Source organism: Duganella sp. SG902 (assembly GCF_013376005.1).
Lineage (GTDB): Bacteria > Pseudomonadota > Gammaproteobacteria > Burkholderiales > Burkholderiaceae_D > Rugamonas.
Genome location: NZ_JABMJK010000005.1, coordinates 416,994 through 439,177, shown reverse-complemented (window position 1 = coordinate 439,177; position 22,184 = coordinate 416,994). Strand labels below are relative to the sequence as shown.

Genomic DNA, 22,184 nt, shown 5'->3' with positions numbered 1-22,184 from the left:
ACCTGAATTATCCACGCATTTGCGCCGATAAGGAAATTTACAACATTTCCCCTGGGAACGTCGATCTAAACTTGCCTACTTCCGGCCGCGTCCGCCGCTGGCGGCTGCCGCGCGGCCGGGATTGCCGCCCTTGGCCGGGGCCGGCGCGGCTTTCTTGACCTTGATGGTGTCGAGGATGGACGGCTTGGCCTTGGTTTCCACCGACTGGCGCGCGGTCAGCGAGCCGGTCAGGGCGTTCGGACGGCCGCGGCCGCCGGCCACGGGCAAGCCCTTGCCGCCGCGCTTGTCGGCGCCCGGCGCCAGCATCGGCATCGCGCGCTTGCCCTGCGACGCCTTGAAATTCTCCTCGCCCGGCGTGTACGGCGGGATCAGGTGGCGCTCGCCGGTGCCGATCAGGTCGCCCCGGCCCATGTTGCGCAGCGCGTCGCGCAGGATCGGCCAGTTCTTCGGATCGTAGTAGCGCAGGAAGGCCTTGTGCGCCTGGCGCTGCTTGAGGCTGCGCGGCGTGAACACCTCCTCCGAATCCTCGGTGACCTTGTGCAACGGGTTGCGGCGCGAGTGGTACATGGCGCTGGCCATGGCCATCGGGGTCGGCATGAAGGTCTGCACCTGGTCGAGGCGGAAGTTGTTCTTCTTCAGCCACAGCGCCAGGTTCAGCATGTCCTCGTCGGTGGCGCCCGGGTGGGCGGCGATGAAGTACGGGATCAGGTACTGCTTCTTGCCCGCCTCCAGCGAATACTTCTCGAACAGCTGCTTGAACTCGTCGTAGGCGCCGATGCCCGGCTTCATCATTTTGCTCAGCACATTGGTTTCGGTGTGCTCGGGCGCGATCTTCAGCAGGCCGCCGACGTGGTGGGTCACCAGTTCCTTGACGTACTCGGGCGAACGCACCGCAAGGTCGTAGCGCAGGCCGGACTGGATCAGGATCTTCTTCACGCCCGGGATCTCGCGGGCGCGGCGGTACAGCTTGATCAGCGGATTGTGGTTGGTGCCCAGGTTGACGCAGATCGAGGGGTACACGCACGACAGGCGGCGGCAGGTCTGCTCGATTTCCTTGTCCTTGCAGGACAGGCGGTACATATTCGCGGTCGGGCCGCCGAGGTCGGAGATGATGCCGGTGAAGCCTTTGGTCTTGTCGCGGATGTGCTCGATCTCGCGCAGGATCGACGGCTCCGAGCGGCTCTGGATGATGCGGCCCTCGTGCTCGGTGATCGAGCAGAAGGTGCAGCCGCCGAAACAGCCGCGCATGATGTTGACCGAGAAGCGGATCATTTCCCACGCCGGGATGTTGGCGTTGCCATAGCTCGGGTGCGGCGCGCGGGCGTAGTTCATGTCGTAGACGTTGTCCATCTCGTCCATGGCCAGCGGCAGCGGCGGCGGGTTCATCCACACGTCGCGGTCGCCGTGGCCCTGCACCAGCGCGCGCGCGTTGCCGGGATTCGATTCCAGGTGGAACACGCGCGAGGCGTGCGCGTACATCACCGGGTCGTTGGCCACGGTTTCGTAGGACGGCAGGCGCACCACGGTCCTGTGGTGCTTTTCCAGCTCCATGGCGCGGCGTTCCTCGCGGCTCATGATGCGGATCGGCTTGTACTCGGACGGCGCCGGGGCCGGCTCGGGCGCGGACACCGGCCCGGCGGCGGCGGCGGCCTTGGTGGGCTCGACCATGGCCGGATTCGCTTCTTCGGCCGGCTTGGCGTTCGGGTCGCTGCTGGTGGCGCAGGTCGGCGAGTTCGGCTCGACCATCAGGTACGGGTCGACGTGCTTGTCGATCTTGCCCGGCGTATCGACGCGGGTGGAGTTGTGCACGCCCCAGTCCTCGCCCGGCATCCAGCCGGCCGGCACCAGGAAGGCGGTGCCGCGCAGGTCGCGGATGGTCTTGATGCTCTCGCCCTCGGCCATGCGGCGGGTCAGGTCGACCAGCGCGCGCTCGGCGTTGCCGAAGATCAGCATGTCGGCCTTGGACTCGAACAGCACCGAGCGGCGCACCTTATCCGACCAGTAATCGTAGTGGGCGATGCGGCGCAGCGAGGCCTCGATCGAGCCGATCACCACCGGCGTGCCGGGGAAGGCTTCGCGGCAGCGCTGGGCGTACACCGACACCGCGCGGTCGGGACGCTTGTTCGGCTCGCCGTTGGGGGTGTAGGCGTCGTCCGAGCGCGGCTTGCGGTCGGCCGTGTAGCGGTTGACCATCGAATCCATATTGCCGGCCGTGACGCCGTAGTACAGGCGCGGCTTGCCGAGCGCGCGGAAGGCGTCGGCCGACTGCCAGTCCGGCTGGGCGATGATGCCGACGCGGTAGCCGTTCGCCTCCAGCAGGCGGCCGACCAGGGCCATGCCGAAACTCGGATGGTCGATATAGGCGTCGCCGGTCACCAGGATGACGTCGCACTCGTCCCAGCCCAGATCGTCCATCTCTTGACGGGACATCGGCAGGAAAGGCGCAACGGGAGCGCGGGCAGACCGCTTCGGGACGGCCGCAAATAAATTGGTAGGGGGATTCATGGGGCGGTATTGTACCGGAAATGCGACCGCTACGCTCACCGCGAAATAAATTTTCTTTTACTATTCAATCACTTGCAAGAAATGATGTCAGTCTCGCATTGAATTGAGGGGGATCTTTGCTATAACGGAGGAGCGGCAGGACACTTCTGCCAGCAATCGCCGGTGTTTGAGTAACGCTGGCCGCCCGGGGACCTGGCTTCCCCGGGTTTTTTATTGCCTTTTTAAATACCCATGTTCGACAGGATGGTGCCCAGCTCGCGCAGGGCCGGCTCCAGCTGCGGATGCTTGACGGCGAACTTGGCCGACAGCTCCTGCGTGCGCTCGGCCAGGCCGAAGGTGCTGGACTCGCCCGGCGCCGGCTCGGCGCCGCGCTCGATGAGCGTCTTGATGTCGCCATCCAGTTGCCGCAGCAGTTCCAGCAATTCCTCATCGACGGGACCGGCGTTGGCCAGGTTGGCGTGCAGCGTCTTGAGCGAGGTTTTCAGATTGCTGTCCATATGCGTCCCCTGTTCAGAAATTGGTGGCCAGGTATAGTTCCTCGACCTGCGCCCTGGCCCAAGGCGTCTTGCGCAGGAATTTCAGGCTGGACTTGATGCTTGGATCGTTGTGGAAACAATTGATATCGATCCGCCGCGCCAGTTGCTCCCAGCCGTAATACTGGTGCAGGCGAGTCACGATCGCCTCCAGCGTCACGCCGTGCAGTTGGTTGTTCATATCTTACTCAAAAATCAAAAGGCCATACCTGATTTTAACAAAATCAAGCATGGCCTCGTCGTGGGGCAGCTAACGCAGGCTTACTTTTCGGTCAGGCCACGGCGCTCCAGCAGCGGTTCGATCTTGGCGTCGCGACCGCGGAAGTTGCGGTACATCTGCATCGCGTCCAGCGTGCCGCCCTTCGACAGCAGCATCTTGCGGAAGTAATCGCCGTTCTTGCGCAGCATGCCGCCGTTTTCGACAAACCATTCGACCGCGTCGGCGTCCAGCTTCTCGGCCCACACATAGCCGTAGTAACCGGCCGAGTAGCCGCCGGCGAAGGTGTGCGAGAAGTAGGTGGTGCGATAGCGCGGCGGCACCGGCGCGTAATCGATGCCGGCTTCCTTGAGCGCGGCGGCCTCGAAGCCCAGCACGTCGGCCGGGATCTGCGACACGCCCAGCTGGTGCCATTTCTGGTCCAGGATGGAGGCGGCCAGGTACTCTGTGGTGCGGAAGCCCTCGTTGAATTTCTTCGAGGCGATCACCTTGTCCAGCAGCTCCTTCGGCATCGGCGCGCCGGTCTGGTAGTGCTTGGCGTAGTTGGCCAGCACCTCCGGCCAGACCGACCACATCTCGTTCACCTGCGATGGGAACTCGACGTAGTCGCGCGGCACACGGGTGCCCGAGAAGCGCGGGTACTTCACGTTGGAGAACATGCCGTGCAGCGCGTGGCCGAACTCGTGGAACATGGTGCGCAGTTCGTCGTAGGTCAGCAGGGTCGGCTCACCATCGCTCGGCTTGGGGATGTTGAGGTGGTTGGCCACCACCGGACGGGTGCCCATCAGCGACGATTGCGACACGTAGGCGTTCATCCAGGCGCCGCCGCGCTTGTTGGAGCGGGCGTAGAAGTCGGCGATGAAGATGGCCAGCTGCTTGCCGTCGGCGTCGAACACGTCGAACACGCGCACGTCCGGGTTGTACACCGGCAGGTCCTTGCGCTCCTTGAACGACAGGCCGTACACCTTGTTGGCGGCGAAGAACACGCCGTTGGTCAGCACATTGTTGAGTTCAAAGTAAGGACGCAGTTCGTTGGCGTCGAAGTTGAAGCGTTCAGCCTTCACCTTGTCGCTGTAGAAGGCCCAGTCCTGCGCGGCCAGCTGGAAGCCACCTTTTTCCTTGTCGATCACGGCCTGGATCTCGGCGCCTTCCTTCTTGGCGTTGGCCACGGCAGGGCGGGTCAGCTCGGCCAGGATCTTGTTGACGGCGTCGGTGTCGTGCGCGGTCTGGTCGGCCAGCGCATAGGCGGCAAAGTTAGGGTAACCCATCAAGGCGGCTTTTTCAGCGCGCAGCTTGACCAGCGACAGCACCACTTGCGTGTTGTCGAACTTGCCGCCGTGGCTGCCGCGCGCCAGCGACAGCGCCATCAGCTTCTCGCGCACGGCGCGGTTGGTCAGCACGGCCAGATTGGCCTGGCCGGTGGTGTTCACCACCGGGATCAGGAACTTGCCATCCTGGCCCTTGGCCTTGGCGGCTGCTGCGGCGGCGTCGATCGCCTTGTCCGACATGCCGGCCAGCTCCTCTCGCGTGTCGACCACCAGCGCCGAGGCGTTGGCTTCTTCCAGCACGTTCTGGGCGAAGGTGGTTTGCAGCTTGGCCAGTTCGCCATTCATGGCTTTCAGCTTCTGCTTGTCGGCGTCCGACAGCTGGGCGCCGGCGCGCACGAAGTCGGTGTGATAGCGTTCCAGCAGGTATTTCGACTCGGCGTCCAGATGCAGCTTGTCGCGCTTGTCGTACAGCGACTTGATGCGGGCGTACAGCTTACCGTTCAGGCGGATGGCGTCGTTGTGCGCGGCCAGCTTCGGCGACAGGTCGCGCTCCAGCGCCTTGAAGGTGTCGTTGGTGTTGGCGCCGGACAGGCTGTAGAACACGGTCGATACGCGGTTCAGCAGCTGGCCCGACTTTTCCATGGCGACGATGGTGTTGTCGAAGGTGGCCGGCTTCTTGTTGTTGGCGATGGCGTCGACTTCAGCGGCTTGCTGGCGCATGCCTTCCTCGAACGCCGGGGCGTAGTCCTCGTTCTTGATCTTGTCGAAGGCCGGATAGCCGAACGGCAGGGTGCTCGGCTTGGCGAACGGGTTGGACACCGGCAGCAGCGAGGCCGGCTCCGCGTGGGCGATGCTGAAAACGGCCGCTACGCTGGCGGCGATAATGACGTTGGCGTGGTTCATGCAATTATCCTTATAAACTATTTATATTATTTCAGGCCGCGGCGATCCAGCAGCGGCTCGATCACAGGATCGCGGCCACGGAAATTGCGGAACAGATTCATCGCATCGTCGGTGCCGCCGCGCGACAGCAGCTTGGCGCGGAACCAGTCGCCATTCTTGCGTTGCAGGCCGCCGTTTTCCTTGAACCACTCAACCGTATCGGCATCCAGCTTTTCCGACCACAGGTAGGCGTAGTAGCCGGCCGAGTAGCCGCCGGAGAAGCTGTGCGAGAAGTAGGTGGTGCGGTAGCGCGGCGGCACCGGCGCGAAGTCCACGCCCATGTCCTTCAGCGACTGTGCTTCAAAGCCCAGTACGTCGGTCGGGATTTGTGCGGGGGTCAGCTGGTGCCAGCGCTGGTCCAGCAGCGAGGCGGCCAGGTATTCGGTGGTCATGAAACCCTGGTTGAATTTCTTCGCCGCGAGCACCTTGTCCAGCAGCTCCTTCGGCATCGGCGCGCCGGTCTTGTAATGCTTCGCATAGTTGGTCAGCACTTCCGGCCAGACCGCCCACATCTCGTTCACTTGCGACGGATACTCGACGAAGTCGCGCGGCACGCTGGTGCCGGAGAAGCGCGGATACTTCACGTTGGAGAACATGCCGTGCAGGGCGTGGCCGAACTCGTGGAAGGCGGTCTTCACTTCATCGTAGGTCAGCAGCGTGGGCTCGCCGGCTGGCGGCTTCGGAATGTTGAGGTGATTGGCCACCACCGAGTGGTTGCCCAGCAGCGACGATTGCGACACGTACTCGTTCATCCAGGCGCCGCCCTGTTTGTTGGGGCGCGCGTACATGTCGGCCAGGAAGATGGCCAGCTGCTTGCCATCGGCATCGAACACGTCGAACACGCGCACGTCCGGGTTGTACACCGGCAGGTCCTTGCGCTCCTTGAAGCTCAGGCCGTACAGCTTGTTGGCGGCGTAGAACACGCCGTTGGTCAGCACGTTGTCCAGTTCGAAGTAAGGCTTGAGCTGGTTCTCGTCGAAGGCGAAGCGCTGGGCGCGCACCTTGTCGGTGTAGTAGGCCCAATCGGCGGCGCCGATCTGGAAGCCGCCCTTTTCCGCGTCGACCACGGCTTGCAGGTCGGCCGCCTCCTTCTTCGCGTTGTTGACGGCCGGCTTGGCCAGTTCGCCCAGCAGCTTGTTGACCGAGGCGGTGTCGTGCGCGGTCTGGTCTTCCAGCGAGTAGGCGGCGTAGTTGGCGTAGCCCAGCAGGGTGGCCTTCTCGGCGCGCGCCTTGGCGATCTTCAGCACCAGCTCGCGGTTGTCGAATTCACCGCCATGGCTGCCGCGTGCCAGCGACAGCGCCATCAGCTTCTCGCGGGTGGCGCGGTTGGTCAACTCGGCCAACGGCGGCTGGCCGCTGGTGTTGACCACGGCGACCAGGAATTTGCCGTCCATGCCCTTGGCCTTGGCGGCTGCTGCTGCGGCGTCGATGGCGGCGTCGCTCATGCCAGCCAGTTCGGCGCGGCTGTCCACCACCAGCGCCGAGGCGTTGGTTTCCTTCAGCACGTTCTGGGTGAAGGCGGTTTGCAGCTTGGCGATGTCGCCGTTGATGGCCTTCAGCTTTTCCTTGTCGGCGGCCGACAGCTTGGCGCCGGCGCGCACGAAATCGGTGTGATAGCGTTCCAGCAGATGCTTCGATTCCGCGTCCAGCTTGAGCGACTCGCGTTTTTCGTACAGCGACTTCACACGCGCCCACAGTTTTGGATTCAGGAAGATGGCGTCGCTGTGCGCGGCCAGCTTGGGCGACATTTCGCTGTCGATGGCGTCCAGCTTGTCGTTGGTGTTGGCGCCTTGCAGGTTGTAAAACACGGTCTGCACGCGGGTCAGCAGGGCGCCGGATTTTTCCATCGCCACGATGGTGTTGTCGAAGGTCGGCGCGGCCTTGTTGTTGGCGATGGCCTCGATCTCATTCAACTGCTGGCGCATGCCTTCGTTGAAGGCCGGGATGAAGTGCTCGTCCTTGATCTTGTCGAACGCCGGATAGTGGAACGGCAGGCTGCTGGCGGTGGCCAGCGGGTTGCCGGCCAGCGCGGCGGCCGGCGCCGCCAGTACGGTTTGCGAGAACGCCACGCCAAGCGCGGCGGCAATGACAAGCATGTGAGGACGGTTCATGGGGTTCTTTCTCAGGTGCTGGAAAAATGCTGGCGCGCGGACAGGCGCAGCATGAAGCCGACGATCTTAGCAGGGGAATTACACGCGCGTCACCCGCAAAATGTGCTGCACTGCAATTGATTGGAAACCATCGTGGTTTTCCAAACATTGCTTGGCGAAATCGATCTTTGAGCGTTGGATACTCAAAGCTCTCGCAATTTCACCGTGGAAACGCCTCACGTCATGGGTGTGCCGCTAAGTTAAGTGTTTTTCGACCGCAAACTGATGAGCCGTCATTCCCGCGCAGGCGGGAATCCATAGGGCGCGTGGTCATAAGCTCAGCATGGATTCCCGCCTTCGCGGGAATGACGGCTCTTAATTCAGCGGCATTCCGTCACGCGCCTGTTCAGGACTTGTAGCGCGACTCAATACGGCGGTCCGGCAGGAACCAGATCACCGCCACCAGCACGTACATGGCAAAGCCCAGCAGCGGGTAGAAGAACGACAGCGCGACGCCCACGAGGTACAGCAACATCGAAACCTTGCCCTTGCGGTCGCTGCCGAGCGCCGCCTTGACCGCCTCGTTGTTGGCCTCAAGGCAGCGCACCAGAATCAAGTAGGCAAAGCTGGACATGAACAGCACGAAGCCATAGCAAGCCAGCGGCACGGCGGCGAAGTGGTGCTCACCGATCCAGCTGGTCACAAACGGGATCAGCGACAACCAGAACAGCAAATGCAGATTGGCCCACAGCACGCCGCCGGAGGTCCTGGTGACGGCATGGATCAGGTGATGATGGTTATTCCAGTAGATCCCGACATAGATAAAACTGAGCACATAGCTGAGGAACACCGGGAACAGCGGCGCCAGCGCCTCGAACTCCGCGCCATGCGGCACCTTCAACTCCAGCACCATAATCGTGATGATGATCGCGATGACGCCATCGCTAAACGCTTCCAACCTGCCCTTGCCCATGCCTACTCCTCATAAAATTTCCGCAAGCTTAACTGACCTGACTCAAATGTGCGAGCTATGCTCACTGCCGTCGCGGGAGTAAAGTGAGAAGCGAAATCAAAGGAGCCAGCCATGAACGGCGACAATCAATCTCTGCAGGAACAACATCGCATCGCCGAGCGCGTCGCGCACCTTGAGACAGCGGTCCATTACCAAGGCAAGGTTGTCGAGGAACTTGGCGATGCCATGCGGGCTGGCTTCGCCCGCACCGATGCGGAACTGGTGCGCGTGAACGAGCAACTGATGAAAATCCGCACCACGGATTTCCGCATCCTCTTCGGCGTCAGCCTGACCACAGCCCTTGGCACCTTCGGACTCATGCTGAAGATCTTGGGCTGGCTCCAATAAACCTTAGCGCATCAGTACCTCTCGCTATCTCGCACCCTGCGCATAAAGTCGCCTGCCTTGAGATTTATCTACTCGCGGATTTCCGGCTCCACCAGCTGGGCCAGCAGGGTCAGCGATTCCTGCCAGCCGAGGTAGCAGGCTTCGGCCGGGATGACGGCCGGAATGCCTTCCTGGACCACGTGCATCTCGACGCCGCAGAACACTTCGCGCAGGGTGACGGTGGTCTGCATCCGGCCCGGCAGGTTGGGATCGTCGAATTGCGCGCTGTAGCGCAGCTTGCGGCCTGGTTCCAGCTCCAGATATTCGCCGCCAAACGAATGGCTGCCGCCGGTGGTGAAGTTGGTGAAGGACATGCGGTACTTGCCGCCCACCTTGGCGTCCATCTCATGCACCGTGCCGAAGAAGCCGTGCGGCGGCAGCCATTTGGCCAGCGCGTCTGGATGCAGGAAGGCCCGGTACACGCGGTCGGCGGTGGATTTCAGTACGCGGTGCAGTTGTATGGTGTTGGTAGTCATGATCGGTTCCTTCAAGAGAAAGTCAGAGGACGGCCCTCTACATCCTACGACGAACCAAGGTACAGCAAATCGACAACGCCGCGCAAGATAGACAAATTACCATTTTCACAATAAGATCATCCGCGTCCCCCACCACGCTCTATCCACCGATGCGCATTTTTGCCCCGCTCCTGCTGACGATCACCGCGCTCAACGCCGCCCAGGCCGCCGAGGCGCCAGTCAAAACCGCTGCCGTCGCCAATTTCAAGACCTGCGACAAGCCAGAATGGCCGAAAGACGCGCTGCGCAAGCAACAAACCGGCACCGTGGTGCTGGGTTTCCTGATTGGCGACGACGGCAAGGTGATCGACGCGGTGGTGTTAACGTCCAGCGGCGTGGAGTCGCTCGACCAGGCCGCCCTCACCGGCGTCCGGCGCTGCCAGTTCCGTCCGCCACAGCTCAACGGAGCGAGCTTCAGCAGCTGGACCCGTATGCAATATGTGTGGACGCTGGACACCCTGGAAATAGCCACTACGGAAAGCTGCTGCGCGCCGCCGCCGAGCGTGGCCAGGCGGATGCCGAGGCTGAGCTGGCCGGCAATTACCTGAACGGCCAGGCCGGCATGGCCAAAGATCCGGCGCAGGCGCGGACATGGTACGAGCGCGCCGCCCAACACGGCAACGCCTACGCCCAGTTGCGTATGGCGAACGGGCTCGCCACAACCAGGGCCACGCCCGCCGATCTGGCATTGGCGACGGATTGGTATCGCAAGGGAGCCGAAGCCGGCTACGCGGCGGCCAGCTACGGCCTCGGCAATCTCTACTTGCTGGGCCAGGCGACGGCTTGCGCCAGCCATCGGCCGAGGCGGCGCTGGCCAATTTGTATTTCACCGGCAATGGCGTGCCGCAAAACGATGCCGAGGGCGCGAAGTATCTGCGGCGAGCGGCCATCGCCAGCCATCTTGGCGCCATGCGCCAGCTGGGGCAAATGCTGTCGCAAGGGACGCATATGCAGGCCGATCCGGCCGAGGCCGCCGTCTGGCAGGACAAGGTGGCGCGCCTGGCCGGCTTGCTCACGGAAGACCAGGCCGCGCACTTTACCGACTGGTGACAGCGCCGATCTCGGCTACACTGCGGCCTGGACACAATCAACACGGATATGATGCATGGAAAATTACGCGGAACTGCTGGACACGCTGACGCAACAGGAACAGGAATTGCAATTCACCGCCTTCAGCAGCGACACCGCGCTGACGCTGGGCCTGAAGCTGATTGAACTGGCCAAGGCCGGCGACAAGCGCATCACGATCAACATCACCGTCAACGGCAAGGTGCTGTTCCACCACGCCATGCAGGGCGCCTCGGCCGACCAGGCCGACTGGATCCGCCGCAAGAACAATGTGGTGGCGCGCTTTGGCCGCTGCTCGTTCTACGTCGGCATCGACCACAAGCATCGCGGCGTGGTGTTCGAGGACATCAAGTACCTCGATCCCAGGGATCACGCGGCCAACGGCGGCGCCTTCCCCATCACCCTCAAGGGCACCGGCATCATCGGCACCGTCACCGTGTCCGGCCTGCGCCAGGCCGAGGACCACGCGCTGGTGGTCGAGGCGCTGCGCGCGGTGCTGGCCTGATCAGTAATGTGGCGGCCGCTCGTGCGGCAGCTGGCCGCCGCCATTGTTTTGCGCCTGGTTGCGCACGTGCTGCGCCAGCGATGCGCACAGTTGCTCCAGCTTGTCGATCTGCTGTTGCTGCTCGTGGATGCGCTGGCTCAGCGAGTCCACCATGTCCTCGGCATACGCCAGCTTGATTTCAATGTCGATGAAGCGGTCTTCGGTATTGCTCACGGTCTTACTCCTGCCAGAAAGCAGGCATTGTACCGCCCTTACTTGAGGTAGACCCCGCCGCACACCACCATGTCATCCTCGGGCACGCAATACATGGACTTGGGCTCGATCTTGCCGCTGACCGGGTTGGTGAACTTGTAGTCCTGCCAGAACGGCTTGTTTTTCTTGGCCAGCTCGATGCGTTCCTTGATGAAGTACTTGCCGTCGATGTCCTTGATCTCCATCAGGTTCTTGCCGATCATCTTGCCGTTGGCGCCGTGCGCGCGCACCAGGCCGTCCAGGCCGTAGACCACCAGGTACAGGTCGCGGTCGGTGAACTGGCCGTCTTTTTTGCTGACCTCGGCGTACAGCTTGTCCTTGCCATTGCCTTTCAGGTATTTGAGCGCCTTGCCCACCATGGCCTCGGCCTCGGGCTTGGTGACCACATCCTCGGCCCGCGCCGCCGGCAGCAGGGCGCTGGTCAACACCAAAGCAGCAACAAATTGCGCACGCATCATTATCATCTCCATCGGTATCAGGCCGGATCAGCCCGATTTGATGCTAGCACAGCTTAGGTTTTAGGGGTGGCCAAAAGTTCCTTCATGCGTGCCAGCCGCTCCTTGGGCGTGAGCACCTCGGACTCCATCGGCGGCGCCGTGCCCTCGTCCAGCTTCATCTCCTTGATGAAGCGCGACGGATCGCAATGCACCTGCTCGCCGGCGCGCTTGCGCTTCTTGCACCAGGTGATGTGCAGGGTGCGCTGGGCGCGCGTGATGCCGACGTACATCAGGCGCCGCTCCTCCTGCACCCGCGCCGCGATCGATTCGGCCGGCGCGTCGGCGTCGCCCTTGTGCGGCAGGATGCCCTCCTCGCAGCCGACCAGGAACACGTGCGGATACTCCAGCCCCTTGGACGCGTGCAGGGTCGACATGCGCACCGCGTCCGGGTCCTCGTCCTGGCCTTCCAGCATGGACATCAGGGCCACCATCTGGGTCAGCTCCAGCACGTTCTTTTCCTCGCCGTCGCGGTCCTTGCCGCCGCGGCCGCGATCCTTCAGCCAGTTGACGAATTCCAGCACGTTCTGCCACTTGCTCTGGGCCGCGCGCTCGTCGAACATATCGTATAAATAGTTTTCGTAGTTGATCGCTTCCAGCAGATCGTCCAGCACCTGCGCCGCGTTGTCGCCGCTGCCGGACGGGCCGGGACGGCTGGCGCGCGACTCCAGGTTGTTGATGAAGTTGCAGAAGTCGCGCAGCGGATTGAGCTGGCGATCCTGCAGCAAGCCCTCGATGCCGCCCTTGAACACCGCCTCGAACAGCGAGCAGTTCCACTGCGCCGAGAAGGTGCCCAGCGTTTCCAGCGTCGACTGGCCGACGCCGCGCCGCGGCGTGGTCACGGCGCGGATGAAGGCCGGATCGTCGTCGGTGTTGGCCAGCAGCCGCAGGTAGCTGATGATGTCCTTGATCTCGGCCTTGTCGAAGAAGGACTGGCCGCCGGAAATCGTGTAGGGGATGCGCTCCTTGCGCAGCGCCTGCTCGATGATGCGCGCCTGGTGGTTGCCGCGATACAGGATGGCGTAGTCCGACCACTTGTTCTTGCGCGTGAAATGGTCGACCGAGATCAGCATGGCCACCTGGTCGGCCTCGGCGTCGTCGGTCGGCATCGAAGTCACCTGGATCGGCTCGCCCAGGCCGTGCTCCGACCACAGCGATTTCTCGAACAGCTTGGGGTTGTTGCCGATCACCGCGTTGGCCGCCTGCAGGATGCGGGTGGTGGAGCGGTAGTTCTGCTCCAGCTTGATCACCTGCAGGTCGGGGAAATCGGTCTGCAGGGTCTTCAGGTTCTCCACCGAGGCGCCGCGCCAGGCGTAGATGGCCTGGTCGTCGTCGCCCACGGCGGTGAACATCGGCTTCTTGCCAATGCCGGTCACCAGCAGCTTGACCAGCTCGTACTGGCAGGTGTTGGTGTCCTGGTACTCGTCCATCAGCAGGTAGCGCAGGCGGCGCTGCCATTTGTCGCGCACGTTCTCGTGGTTGCGGAACAATTCCACCGGCAGGCGGATCAAATCATCGAAGTCCACCGCCTGGTAGGCCGACAGCGTGGCCACGTAGCTGGCGTAGACGCGCGCCGATTGCGCCTCGTCCTCGTCCTTGGCCTGGTTGAGCGCCTGCACCGGGTCGACCAGGGCGTTCTTCCACAGCGAAATGTCGGTCTGGATGCGGCGCACCACCTGCTTGTCGGTGGTGATCGCCATGTCCTGGATCAGCGAGCCGCAGTCGTCGCTGTCCATGATGGAGAAGCGGTCCTTCAGGCCCAGCTCGGTGCACTCCTGGCGCAGGATACGCACGCCCAGCGAGTGGAAGGTGGACACGGTCAGCTGCTTGGCCTGCTTCGGCTGCTTGAGCAGCTTGGCGATGCGCTCCTGCATCTCCAGCGCCGCCTTGTTGGTGAAGGTCAGCGCGGCGATGGTGCGCGGATCGTAGCCGCGGTCCTCGATCAGGTGGGCGATCTTCTGCGTGATCACGCGCGTCTTGCCCGAGCCGGCGCCGGCCAGCACGAGGCATGGACCATCGAGGTAGGTGACAGCCTGGCTCTGCGGCAAATTAAGGCCGAATACTGGAACTTTGGTGGACATAGCCCCATATTGTATCAGCCGGCGCGGCCGCTACTGACGCGCCGCATGAAGCGCCGGCGGCATTTGCGTTACCATGCGCTCATCGCGGCGCCCGCCCCACCTTACATTGGTTGCAATCATGAAATTTGAACACTTAATCGAAGTTAACGACCCGCTCAACCCGCTGATCGACGTGCTGTCGGTGGAGCAAGTGTGGCGCGGCCTGGTGCTGCGCGCCGAATCGCCCAAGCTGTTCGTGCCACACCTGGACGAGAGCGTCATCGACCAGCGCACCGAGCACGGCTTCCGCCGCCGCCTGCGCTACGGCGAGCTGGTGGTGGAGGACACGGTGGAGCTGCAACCGATGCGCAGCGTGCGCTACCGCGTGGCCGCGCAGCAGGACATCGCCGAGTCCAGCCTGACCATGACCATCGAGACGCCCACCGAGGACACGCTGTTCGTGCGCTTCCAGTACGAGGACAGCCACGACGCCGCCACCGACGAGGCCAACGCCATGTACGACGAATTCCGCCGCTCGGCCTATGTGGAATCGGACATCGACACCATCGGCATGCTGCGCGAGCTGGCCCAGCAGGGCCGGCTGGACGCGCTGCTCAACTAGGCGTCACTCGACGGCCGCCCGCCCCCACACCTGCGCCATGCGCAGCCGGGGGGCGTCCAGCGCGGCCACCTGGGCGTTGCTGAGCACTTCGCGGATGGCGTGCGAGGCGTTGCGGGTATCGCGCTGCAGGAACACCTCCAGCGGCGCGCCGCGCGGCCCGAGCACCGACTCCACATGCGGCGTGGTCGATTGCAGGCCGCGCCGCGCCACCACGCCCACCTCGCCGTTGATCATGCGCACATAGGTGCCGATCGGGTAGATGCCCAGTTCCTTGATCACCAGCGACACCAGGTTGGTGTCCAGCGTGGTGCGCGCCTCCAGCAGCATGTCGCGCAGCGCGCCATGGGCCGTCATGGTGGGGCGGTAGGCGCGCTCGGACACGCGCGCGCAATAGCGGTCGGCCAGCGCCACCAGCTTGGACAGCAGCGGAATCTGGGCGCCGACCTTGCCGTGCGGGTAACCGCTGCCATCCTCGTTTTCCTGGTGATGCAGCACGCAATTCAGCCACGCCTCGTCGTTGACGCCGGCCGCGCGCAGCAGCCGCACCCCGCGCTCCGGGTGCGCCAGCCGGCGCGCGTCGTCGGCCGCGTCCAGCGGGCCCGCGCTGTCGTGCCAGCGCTGGTGATGCTCCAGCATGCCGGTGTTCATGGTCAGCGCGGCCAGCGTCACGGTCATGACGTCGTTGCGCGAGCGTTGGCGCGCGCGCGCCAGCAGCACGGCGATCAGCGCCGTGTTGACGCTGTGGCGCGCGGCGTAGGGCGCCTGGTGCTGGTTGTGCAGCACGCTGGCGGTGGCGATGTCGACGTTCAGGTCGATGGCGGCGTGCACCAGCAGGGCGATGTCGTCCAGCCGGCGGCGGAAGTCGGGCGGCGCGGCGCCGCGCGAGGCCGCGTCCAGCAGCGTGTGCAGTTCCAGGTAGGCGGCGTTCAGCTTGCGCACCACGGACGGCGGATCGGCCAGAATGGATGTTGGCTCGCCGTCTTCAAACACGCCGCGCTCGACCAGATACGCGATCTGGTTGGCGCTGGCGATCATGTGTCCCTTACGGACCAGCAAAGCACCGTTTTCCCCGTACACATCCCACGGTAGCAGCATACCCAGCTTTAAATCCGCCGCAGTCACTTTGCGAATATTCATGCCCGCAGCATAAGGCTTTTTACATGAAAATGTGTGACTATTTTGTATCTTTGATTTAACAATAACAATTTACGGCGCCGGCGTGCAATCGACGCAAGGGCAGTCATGGGCCGGCTCGTGTTGCAGGTGGTGCGCCAGGTCGCGCAGCGCGGTGCGCACGCCTTCCTCCACCACCGGATGGTAGAACGGCATGTCCAGCATGGCGTCCACCGTCAGGCCGGCCTGCACCGCCCACGACAGCAGGTGGCCGATGTTTTCCGCGCGCGGGCCGATCATTTCGGCGCCCAGGAAACGGCCGGTCTGGTATTCGGCGTAGACGCGCAGCATGCCCTTGTTTTGCAGCATCACGCGGCTGCGGCCCTGGTTGTGGAACGACACCTTGCCCACCGCGAAGCGGCCGGCGTGCGACACGCACAGCTCGCTGTAGCCGCTGCCCATGGTGGCGATCTGCGGCTCGGTGAAGGTGATGGCCAGCGGCGTGCGGCGCAGGCCAGGCTTGACGTCCGGGTAGCGCGCGGCGTTGTCGCCGGCGATGCGGCCGTGGTCGGCGGCTTCCGGCAGCTGCGGGCGTTCGTCGTTGGCGTCGCCGGCGATGAAGATGGCGCTCGTGCCGCACTGCATGGTCTGGCTATCGTACAGCGGAATGCCGTGGTGGTCGCGCCGCAGGCCGGTGTTTTCCAGCCCCAGCTGGTGCACATTGGGCCGGCGGCCGATGGCCGACAGCAGGTAGGCGAAATGCTCGGTGTGCTGGTCGCCATTGGTGTCCTCGCTGGTGATGGCCAGGCCGTCGCCCTGCGGCTCGACCTTGACGATGCGGGTCTTGAAGCGCACGTCCAGCTCGTCGGTCATGGCGCCGCGGGCCACGTCCAGCACTTCCGGATCGCTCAGCTGCGCCACGCTGCCGCCGCGGCCGAAGATGGTCACGCGCACGCCGAGGCGGTGCAGCGCCTGCCCCAGCTCCAGCCCGATCACGCCGGTGCCGGCCACCGCCACCGACGCCGGCAGGTCGTCCCAGTAAAACACCTCGTCGCTGGTGATCACGCGCGTGCCGGCCGCGCGCCACTCGTCCGGCACGATGGGCGTGGAGCCGGTGGCGATGACGAAGCGTTCCGCCTCCACCAAGGTGTGGTCGCCGACCTGCAGCCGGGTCGGGCTGAGGAAGCGCGCGTGGCCGTGCAGCTTGTCCTCGGCCGGATAGCCATCCACGCTCTCCACCACGAAGCCGACAAAGCGGTCGCGCTCGCTGCGCACGCGCGCCATCACGGCCTTGCCGTCGATGCGCACCGCGCCCGCGTGCACGCCGAAGCCGGCGGCCGCCTGCAGCATGTGCGCCGCGTCGGCGGCGGAAATGAGAAGCTTGCTGGGCATGCAACCGACGCGCGCGCAGGTGGTGCCGTAGACATTGCCCTCGATCAGCAAGGTTTGCTTGCCGCCGGCCTTGGCGGCGCGATAGCCGGTCATGCCGGCCGTGCCTGCGCCGATGACGGCGACTTCGGTGCGTAGAGTTTTCATAAGAATAAGTCTACTCTGAACTGGCGAATACGTTTTACTTTGCAACAAAACGGCATTAGTATGCCTTATCGTTTTCAAAATTTATAAGCTCAACTTATGGACAATCTGGATTACCGGGCGCTGGCGGTGCTGGATGCGGTGGTCAGCCAAGGCAGTTTCGAGAAGGCCGCCTTGGCGCTGGGCATCAGCCAATCCGCCGTGTCCCAGCGCATCAAGGCGCTGGAGGACGCGGCCGGCCGCCTGTTGATCGTGCGCGGCCAGCCGGCGGTGCCGACCGGATTGGGCCAGCGGCTGGTGTCGCACCACCGCAATGTGAAGCTGATGGAGGCGGCGCTCGACATCGACCTCGGCAACCAGGTCAGCATGCCGGAGATTTCGCTGGCGGTGGACGCGGCCAGCCTGGCGACCTGGTTTCCGCTGAGCTTGCGGCCATTGCTGTCGCCGCCGCGCTGCCAGTTGAACGTGCAACTGGCCGGCACCGAGATGGCCCTGCATCTGGTGCGCGAGGGCAGCGTGTTCGGCTGCGTCGCGGCCGGGCCGGCCGAGGGAGCGGCGAACGGCCCGCAGATCACGCCGCTGGGCCGCATGCGCTATGTGTGCGTGGCGACCAAGGCGTTTGCCAACCACTGGTTCGGCGATGGTTTCCTGATCGAGGCGGCGCGGCTGGCGCCGGCCGTGGTCGATGATCGCGACATGATGGCGGGCTTTCTGCACGAGGTGCTGGAGCTGCGCGGCGCCTATCCGCATCACACGCTGCCGCTGTCGGCGGCCACCAGCGAATGCGTGTTCGGCGGCCTGGCCTATGGTTTGCTGCCCGAGCAGCAGGTGTCGGCGGCGCTTGCCGATGAGCGGCTGGTCGATCTCGCGCCCGGTCATTACGTGGACGTGGCGCTGAACTGGCACGCGTGGAACCTCGACACCCCATTCACGCGCGCGTTGAGCGAACAAATCGTCGCCACCGCGCGCCGCCACCTGCTAGCTTAGCAATGTCGCACCGGCCTGCGCCGGTGCGACGTCAGATATCAAGCGGATCGACTTCCAGCGACCACTTCACGCGGCTCTTCATCTCGCGCAGCGCGTGCATCCACTCCCTGAGGAACGCTTGCAACGCCGGCCGCGAGGGCGACTCCACCAACAACTGCGCGCGATCGACGTTGTGCACGCGGGTCATGGTCATCGGAATCGGATCGTTGATGGTGATGCCGGGATGCGCGACGCAATCCTTGGCCATGTTGAGGAACTCGATCGCCGTGGCCAGCTCACGCGCCTCGGCCCGCAGCAAGGCCTGGAACAGATACGGCGGCAAGGCCGCCTGCTCGCGCTCCTCCAGCAAGGCCGTGGCAAAATGATCGTAATCATGATGCACCACCGCGCCGTACAGCGGATGCTGCGGATAACGCGTCTGAATCAGCACCTCGCTCGGAATCCCGGCCCGGCCGGCGCGCCCCGCCACCTGCATCAGCTGCGCGAACAGCCGCTCGCTGGCGCGGTAATCCTGCGAAAACAGCGCCGTATCCGGATTCAGGATGCCCACCAGCGTCAGCTTCTTGAAGTCGTGGCCCTTGGCGACCATCTGCGTGCCGATCAGGATATCCACCTCGCCCCTGTGCACGGTGTCGAAGGCCTCCTGCGCGCTGCCCTTCTTGCGGGTTGAATCAGCATCGATGCGCAGCACGCGCGCCTGCGGGAACAGCGCCTGCAAGCCTTCCTCCACGCGCTGCGTGCCGCGTCCCAGCGGTTGCAGATCGACGTTGCCGCAGGTCGGACAATGGCGCGGGATGCGCATCTCCAGACTGCAATGGTGACAACGCAGGCGGTGTTCGGGGCGATGCAGCACCATGAAGGAAGTACAGCGCGTGCACTCGCTGATCCAGCCGCACGATTCGCAACAGATCACCGGCGCATAGCCGCGCCGGTTGAGGAACAACAGCGACTGCTCGCCGCGCTCCATGCGCTGCCTAAGCGCCGCGATCAACTGCGAGGTGAGGCCATCCTGCGGCTTGTCGCGCTCCATATCGATCAGCTTCACCTGCGGCAGCACCGCGTTCTTCACCGCCCGCTCGCGCAGCGGCAGCAGGCGATAGCGGCCCGACTGCGCGTGATGCCAGCTCTCCAGCGACGGCGTGGCGGAACCCAGCACGATCGGAATCCGCAGCTGCCACGCGCGCCACACGGCCAGGTCGCGCGCAGAATAGCGCAAGCCTTCCTGCTGCTTGTACGACGGATCGTGTTCCTCGTCGATGACGATCAGCTTCAAATGCGGCAGCGAGGACAAAATCGCCAGCCGCGTGCCCAGCACGATGCGCGCCTTGCCCTCGTGCGCGGCCAGCCAGTGCAGCATGCGTTCGCCCTCGGACAGGCTGCTGTGCAAGGTGGCCAGCATCACGCCGGGGAAGCGCGCGCGGATATTGCCCTCCAGCTGGGGCGTCAGGTTAATCTCGGGCACCAGGATCAGGATCTGGCCATCCGGCTCGCGTGCCAGCACCTGAGCGCAGGCCTGCAGATAGACCTCGGTCTTGCCGCTGCCGGTCACGCCGTACAGCAACGCGGGCTTGAAGCCCTGGGCGCCGCCGATGGCGTCGGCCGCCTGCTGCTGCTGCGCGTTCAGCAGCGGCATATTGGCCGGGGTGGGATCGTGCGGCAGGTCCAGCTTGGCCAGCTTCTTGATGGCCCGGTCCAGCGCCACCGTGGTCAGCACGCGCAGGTTCTTGGGCAGGCCGGGCAGCGCCACCTCGCCCAGCGGGCGCTGATAGTAATCGGCGGCAAAGCCGGCCAGGGCCAGCCACTGGGCCGACAGCGGCGACAACTGGCTGCGCACGGCCAGCGCATCTTTCAACTTATCCACCGGCACATCGGTCTGGTCGGACACGCCGACGATCAGGCCCACCACCTCGCGCCGCGCAAAGGACACCAGCGCCAGCTGGCCGATTTGCGGGCGCTGGTCGTCCTCGCATTGCCAGCGGTAATCAAAAACCGCATCGAGCGGCGTATCAATCGCGATTTGGAGGATGCAAGGGCGTGGATTATTCATGCTGCACCTTGCGAAAATCCCGATGCTGTATGTATCCACAGTTTCTGTGGATAACTTTGTGGACAATGAAAACTTAATGCCCGGAAAGCATCGTCATGCATGTGGATATCATCGTAAACCGGGCAAAAAATCAAAATTTTTTCTCTTTAAAATCAGTTACTTGGAAAATGCTTCCTAGGGGAGCCAAAATCGCCGTCGCTCGGCTCCGGCTGTGCATAAGTGAAGTATTTAGGATGCATTTTTTGTCGAAATCAAGCACTTTTTGGGGGCTTATCCACCATATTGCACAGCACAAAGACACCAAATTTTATACTTATGCGGGGACCAAGCTTTGTGCTTTGATAATGAGCTTGGCAAGCCTGCTATTTTTGCCTAAAAATCGTGCAACGCAACATGAATTTAAAGAAAAACAGCAATATTATGGCTAAGTCACGGTTTACTAAGTCATTTTATTTTTTATCCACAGTTTTTGTGGATAACTTTGTGGAAAATGAAGAAATAAACCAGATGAAGCTTAGCGGGCGGGTTTACCGCTTGCCAGATATTACCTGATGAGCTACGAAATTTATCTTTATAAATCAATTACTTGCAATATTTTCCGGGGCTAGCCAAAAAGCGCTGCCTATTATTTCCGCAGCAAAAAAATTTGTGTATAAGTCGCTCCGGGTAGTCCGTTCGCACCAATGAAAAAGGGCACGTTCCGGCTCGGAACGTGCCCCGGCAAGGAAGGACAGGCTAGGCGGCGCGCTGCGCCTTGCTGTAGCTGTGCACCGCTTCCACCATGGCCGCCACGTTCTCCGGCGGGGTGAACTGCGAGATACCGTGGCCGAGGTTGAAGACATGGCCACTGCCCGCGCCGAAGGCGTCCAGCACCTTGTGGACTTCGGCGGTGATCTGCTCCGGGCTGGCGAACAGGATGGCCGGGTCCAGATTGCCTTGCAAGGCCACTTTATGGCCCACCAGCTGACGCGATTTGGCCAGGTTGGCGGTCCAGTCCAGGCCCAGCGCATCGGCGCCGATATCGGCGATCTGCTCGATCCAGTGGCCGCCGCCCTTGGTGAAGACGATGGCTGGGATCTTCACGCCGTCCTTTTCGCGCTTGAGCAGGGAAACCACCTGCTGCATGTATTGGAGCGAGAACGTCTGATAGGCGCCGTCGGCCAGCGCGCCGCCCCAGGAATCGAAGATCATGACCGCTTGCGCGCCGGCGTCGATCTGCGCGTTCAGATAATCGGCCACCGACTTGGCGTTCACGTCCAGGATGCGGTGCATCAGGTCGGGGCGGTTGTACAGCATCTTCTTGATGGTGTGGAACTCGCGCGAGCCTTCGCCCTCCACCATGTAGCAGGCCAGCGTCCACGGGCTGCCGGAGAAGCCGATCAGCGGCACGCGGCCGTTCAGTTCGGTGCGGATCTGGGTGACGGCATTGAACACGTAGTCCAGCGAACCGGCTTCCGGCGGGCGCAGGGCCAGCACGTCGGCCTCGGTTTTCAGCGGGCGCTCGAACTTCGGGCCTTCGCCTTCGACGAAATGCAGGCCCAGGCCCATGGCATCGGGCACGGTCAGGATGTCCGAAAACAGGATGGCGGCGTCCAGCGGGAAGCGGTCCAGCGGTTGGATGGTGACTTCGGTGGCGTAGTCCGGGTTGGTGGCCAGGCCCATGAAGGAGCCCGCCTTGGCGCGGGTAGCGCGGTATTCAGGCAGATACCTTCCAGCTTGGCGCATCAGCCACACAGGCGTGTAGTCGGTAGGCTGGCGCAACAACGCGCGCAGGAAAGTGTCATTCTTCAGCGGGGCAAATTGTGGCATGGAAGGCAATATAAGACATTCAAAGCGCTATTATCGCATCCCGCGTCGTTTTTCCCGGCCAAGCAATTCGGGGTCAGCTCTGACATTCGGACATGCAAGCACAAAGCTTGAGAAATATCAGCACGCCCTGTTAAATGTGTGCTAGGAAGCTTGGTCTGCTAAGCCTGGCTTGTCTGGTCACAAAAATGCGGAGGCATTGAGAAATATCAAAAGTGCGCCTCCGCT

21 protein-coding genes are annotated in these 22,184 nt (G+C 63.2%); 7 read left to right on the top strand and 14 right to left on the bottom strand.

Features of this window, described 5'->3' with window-relative positions; translation table 11 throughout:
• Nucleotides 1-75: 75 nt before the first annotated feature.
• The 6 genes from FHW83_RS14085 to FHW83_RS14060 form a co-directional block, all read right to left on the bottom strand.
• Nucleotides 76-2,430: a YgiQ family radical SAM protein gene (locus FHW83_RS14085; protein WP_218106264.1), complete on the bottom strand. Its 2,355-nt coding sequence runs from the start codon at nt 2,428-2,430 to the stop codon at nt 76-78.
• 296 nt (nt 2,431-2,726) lie between these two features.
• Nucleotides 2,727-3,002, bottom strand: coding sequence for a DUF4404 family protein (locus FHW83_RS14080; RefSeq protein ID WP_176646965.1), 276 nt, complete (start codon nt 3,000-3,002; stop codon nt 2,727-2,729).
• A gap of 13 nt (nt 3,003-3,015) precedes the next feature.
• Nucleotides 3,016-3,219, bottom strand: a complete 204-nt coding sequence (locus tag FHW83_RS14075) for a VF530 family DNA-binding protein (RefSeq protein ID WP_176646964.1) — start codon at nt 3,217-3,219, stop codon at nt 3,016-3,018.
• Nucleotides 3,220-3,299: 80 nt separating this feature from the next.
• Nucleotides 3,300-5,426, bottom strand: a complete 2,127-nt coding sequence (locus tag FHW83_RS14070) for a M3 family metallopeptidase (protein WP_176646963.1) — start codon at nt 5,424-5,426, stop codon at nt 3,300-3,302.
• Nucleotides 5,427-5,452: 26 nt separating this feature from the next.
• A complete protein-coding gene (locus FHW83_RS14065; RefSeq protein WP_229224172.1) occupies nt 5,453-7,576 on the bottom strand; it encodes a M3 family metallopeptidase in 2,124 nt (707 codons plus the stop codon).
• Between the two features lie 385 nt (nt 7,577-7,961).
• The gene (locus tag FHW83_RS14060) at nt 7,962-8,528 is read right to left on the bottom strand and encodes a TMEM175 family protein (protein WP_176646962.1); all 567 of its coding nucleotides are present in this window, start codon (nt 8,526-8,528) and stop codon (nt 7,962-7,964) included.
• Nucleotides 8,529-8,639: 111 nt separating this feature from the next.
• On the opposite strand from FHW83_RS14060, the gene FHW83_RS14055 reads away from it, so the two are divergent.
• On the top strand, nt 8,640-8,915 hold the full coding sequence (locus FHW83_RS14055) for a hypothetical protein (RefSeq protein ID WP_176646961.1): 276 nt from the start codon (nt 8,640-8,642) through the stop codon (nt 8,913-8,915).
• Nucleotides 8,916-8,983: 68 nt separating this feature from the next.
• Here the strand turns inward: FHW83_RS14055 and FHW83_RS14050 are convergent, their stop codons facing one another.
• Complete coding sequence (locus FHW83_RS14050; protein WP_176646960.1) at nt 8,984-9,430, bottom strand: SRPBCC family protein; 447 nt, start codon at nt 9,428-9,430, stop codon at nt 8,984-8,986.
• A 149-nt stretch (nt 9,431-9,579) separates the two neighbouring features.
• Here FHW83_RS14050 and FHW83_RS14045 point away from each other — a divergent pair, with 149 nt between their 5' ends.
• From FHW83_RS14045 to FHW83_RS14035, 3 genes are all read left to right on the top strand, one after another.
• The gene (locus FHW83_RS14045; RefSeq protein WP_176646959.1) at nt 9,580-10,017 is read left to right on the top strand and encodes an energy transducer TonB; all 438 of its coding nucleotides are present in this window, start codon (nt 9,580-9,582) and stop codon (nt 10,015-10,017) included.
• A gap of 235 nt (nt 10,018-10,252) precedes the next feature.
• Nucleotides 10,253-10,519, top strand: a complete 267-nt coding sequence (locus FHW83_RS14040; protein WP_176646958.1) for an SEL1-like repeat protein — start codon at nt 10,253-10,255, stop codon at nt 10,517-10,519.
• A 55-nt stretch (nt 10,520-10,574) separates the two neighbouring features.
• Nucleotides 10,575-11,042 (top strand): heme-degrading domain-containing protein, encoded by a 468-nt coding sequence (locus FHW83_RS14035; RefSeq protein WP_176646957.1) that lies wholly within the window; start codon nt 10,575-10,577, stop codon nt 11,040-11,042.
• Here the strand turns inward: FHW83_RS14035 and FHW83_RS31070 are convergent, their stop codons facing one another.
• Genes FHW83_RS31070 through FHW83_RS14020 form a run of 3 tightly spaced genes read right to left on the bottom strand, consistent with a single transcriptional unit; the run spans nt 11,043 to nt 13,869 of the window.
• On the bottom strand, nt 11,043-11,255 hold the full coding sequence (locus FHW83_RS31070; RefSeq protein ID WP_176646956.1) for a SlyX family protein: 213 nt from the start codon (nt 11,253-11,255) through the stop codon (nt 11,043-11,045). It abuts the gene before it with no gap.
• A 38-nt stretch (nt 11,256-11,293) separates the two neighbouring features.
• Nucleotides 11,294-11,752: a cache domain-containing protein gene (locus tag FHW83_RS14025; RefSeq protein ID WP_229224171.1), complete on the bottom strand. Its 459-nt coding sequence runs from the start codon at nt 11,750-11,752 to the stop codon at nt 11,294-11,296.
• A 53-nt stretch (nt 11,753-11,805) separates the two neighbouring features.
• Entirely contained in the window at nt 11,806-13,869 is a 2,064-nt protein-coding gene (locus FHW83_RS14020; RefSeq protein ID WP_176646955.1) for a UvrD-helicase domain-containing protein, read from the bottom strand.
• Nucleotides 13,870-13,987: 118 nt separating this feature from the next.
• Between FHW83_RS14020 and FHW83_RS14015 the strand changes: the two genes are divergently transcribed.
• Nucleotides 13,988-14,470, top strand: a complete 483-nt coding sequence (locus tag FHW83_RS14015) for an SRPBCC family protein (RefSeq protein WP_176646954.1) — start codon at nt 13,988-13,990, stop codon at nt 14,468-14,470.
• Nucleotides 14,471-14,473: 3 nt separating this feature from the next.
• Here FHW83_RS14015 and FHW83_RS14010 read toward each other — a convergent pair whose 3' ends face one another.
• Complete coding sequence (locus tag FHW83_RS14010) at nt 14,474-15,526, bottom strand: HD-GYP domain-containing protein (protein WP_229224170.1); 1,053 nt, start codon at nt 15,524-15,526, stop codon at nt 14,474-14,476.
• Nucleotides 15,527-15,676: 150 nt separating this feature from the next.
• Entirely contained in the window at nt 15,677-17,119 is a 1,443-nt protein-coding gene (locus FHW83_RS14005; protein WP_176646953.1) for a dihydrolipoyl dehydrogenase, read from the bottom strand.
• Nucleotides 17,120-17,215: 96 nt separating this feature from the next.
• On the opposite strand from FHW83_RS14005, the gene FHW83_RS14000 reads away from it, so the two are divergent.
• Nucleotides 17,216-18,103, top strand: a complete 888-nt coding sequence (locus tag FHW83_RS14000) for an ArgP/LysG family DNA-binding transcriptional regulator (RefSeq protein WP_176646952.1) — start codon at nt 17,216-17,218, stop codon at nt 18,101-18,103.
• A 31-nt stretch (nt 18,104-18,134) separates the two neighbouring features.
• Here the strand turns inward: FHW83_RS14000 and FHW83_RS13995 are convergent, their stop codons facing one another.
• On the bottom strand, nt 18,135-20,150 hold the full coding sequence (locus tag FHW83_RS13995) for a primosomal protein N' (protein WP_176646951.1): 2,016 nt from the start codon (nt 20,148-20,150) through the stop codon (nt 18,135-18,137).
• A 95-nt stretch (nt 20,151-20,245) separates the two neighbouring features.
• Between FHW83_RS13995 and FHW83_RS13990 the strand changes: the two genes are divergently transcribed.
• Nucleotides 20,246-20,578 carry a hypothetical protein gene (locus tag FHW83_RS13990; protein ID WP_176646950.1) on the top strand — a complete coding sequence of 111 codons (333 nt, stop codon included), beginning with the start codon at nt 20,246-20,248 and terminating at the stop codon, nt 20,576-20,578.
• A gap of 307 nt (nt 20,579-20,885) precedes the next feature.
• On the opposite strand, the gene hemE is transcribed toward FHW83_RS13990, so the two are convergent.
• Nucleotides 20,886-21,959, bottom strand: a complete 1,074-nt coding sequence (hemE, locus tag FHW83_RS13985; protein ID WP_176646949.1) for a uroporphyrinogen decarboxylase — start codon at nt 21,957-21,959, stop codon at nt 20,886-20,888.
• Nucleotides 21,960-22,184: the final 225 nt, after the last annotated feature.

What these genes read in the sequence shown, in the direction of transcription:
- FHW83_RS14045 (WP_176646959.1), top strand. Translation starts at nt 9,580, where the DNA reads ATGCGCATTTTTGCCCCGCTCCTGCTGACGATCACCGCGCTCAACGCC.
- FHW83_RS14085 (WP_218106264.1), bottom strand. Translation starts at nt 2,430, where the DNA reads ATGTCCCGTCAAGAGATGGACGATCTGGGCTGGGACGAGTGCGACGTC.
- FHW83_RS13995 (WP_176646951.1), bottom strand. Translation starts at nt 20,150, where the DNA reads ATGAATAATCCACGCCCTTGCATCCTCCAAATCGCGATTGATACGCCG.
- FHW83_RS14020 (WP_176646955.1), bottom strand. Translation starts at nt 13,869, where the DNA reads ATGTCCACCAAAGTTCCAGTATTCGGCCTTAATTTGCCGCAGAGCCAG.
- FHW83_RS14035 (WP_176646957.1), top strand. Translation starts at nt 10,575, where the DNA reads ATGGAAAATTACGCGGAACTGCTGGACACGCTGACGCAACAGGAACAG.
- FHW83_RS14075 (WP_176646964.1), bottom strand. Translation starts at nt 3,219, where the DNA reads ATGAACAACCAACTGCACGGCGTGACGCTGGAGGCGATCGTGACTCGC.
- FHW83_RS14080 (WP_176646965.1), bottom strand. Translation starts at nt 3,002, where the DNA reads ATGGACAGCAATCTGAAAACCTCGCTCAAGACGCTGCACGCCAACCTG.
- hemE (WP_176646949.1), bottom strand. Translation starts at nt 21,959, where the DNA reads ATGCCACAATTTGCCCCGCTGAAGAATGACACTTTCCTGCGCGCGTTG.
- FHW83_RS14000 (WP_176646952.1), top strand. Translation starts at nt 17,216, where the DNA reads ATGGACAATCTGGATTACCGGGCGCTGGCGGTGCTGGATGCGGTGGTC.
- FHW83_RS14055 (WP_176646961.1), top strand. Translation starts at nt 8,640, where the DNA reads ATGAACGGCGACAATCAATCTCTGCAGGAACAACATCGCATCGCCGAG.
- FHW83_RS14050 (WP_176646960.1), bottom strand. Translation starts at nt 9,430, where the DNA reads ATGACTACCAACACCATACAACTGCACCGCGTACTGAAATCCACCGCC.
- FHW83_RS14025 (WP_229224171.1), bottom strand. Translation starts at nt 11,752, where the DNA reads ATGATGCGTGCGCAATTTGTTGCTGCTTTGGTGTTGACCAGCGCCCTG.
- FHW83_RS14065 (WP_229224172.1), bottom strand. Translation starts at nt 7,576, where the DNA reads ATGAACCGTCCTCACATGCTTGTCATTGCCGCCGCGCTTGGCGTGGCG.
- FHW83_RS14015 (WP_176646954.1), top strand. Translation starts at nt 13,988, where the DNA reads ATGAAATTTGAACACTTAATCGAAGTTAACGACCCGCTCAACCCGCTG.
- FHW83_RS14005 (WP_176646953.1), bottom strand. Translation starts at nt 17,119, where the DNA reads ATGAAAACTCTACGCACCGAAGTCGCCGTCATCGGCGCAGGCACGGCC.
- FHW83_RS14070 (WP_176646963.1), bottom strand. Translation starts at nt 5,426, where the DNA reads ATGAACCACGCCAACGTCATTATCGCCGCCAGCGTAGCGGCCGTTTTC.
- FHW83_RS13990 (WP_176646950.1), top strand. Translation starts at nt 20,246, where the DNA reads ATGCATGTGGATATCATCGTAAACCGGGCAAAAAATCAAAATTTTTTC.
- FHW83_RS14060 (WP_176646962.1), bottom strand. Translation starts at nt 8,528, where the DNA reads ATGGGCAAGGGCAGGTTGGAAGCGTTTAGCGATGGCGTCATCGCGATC.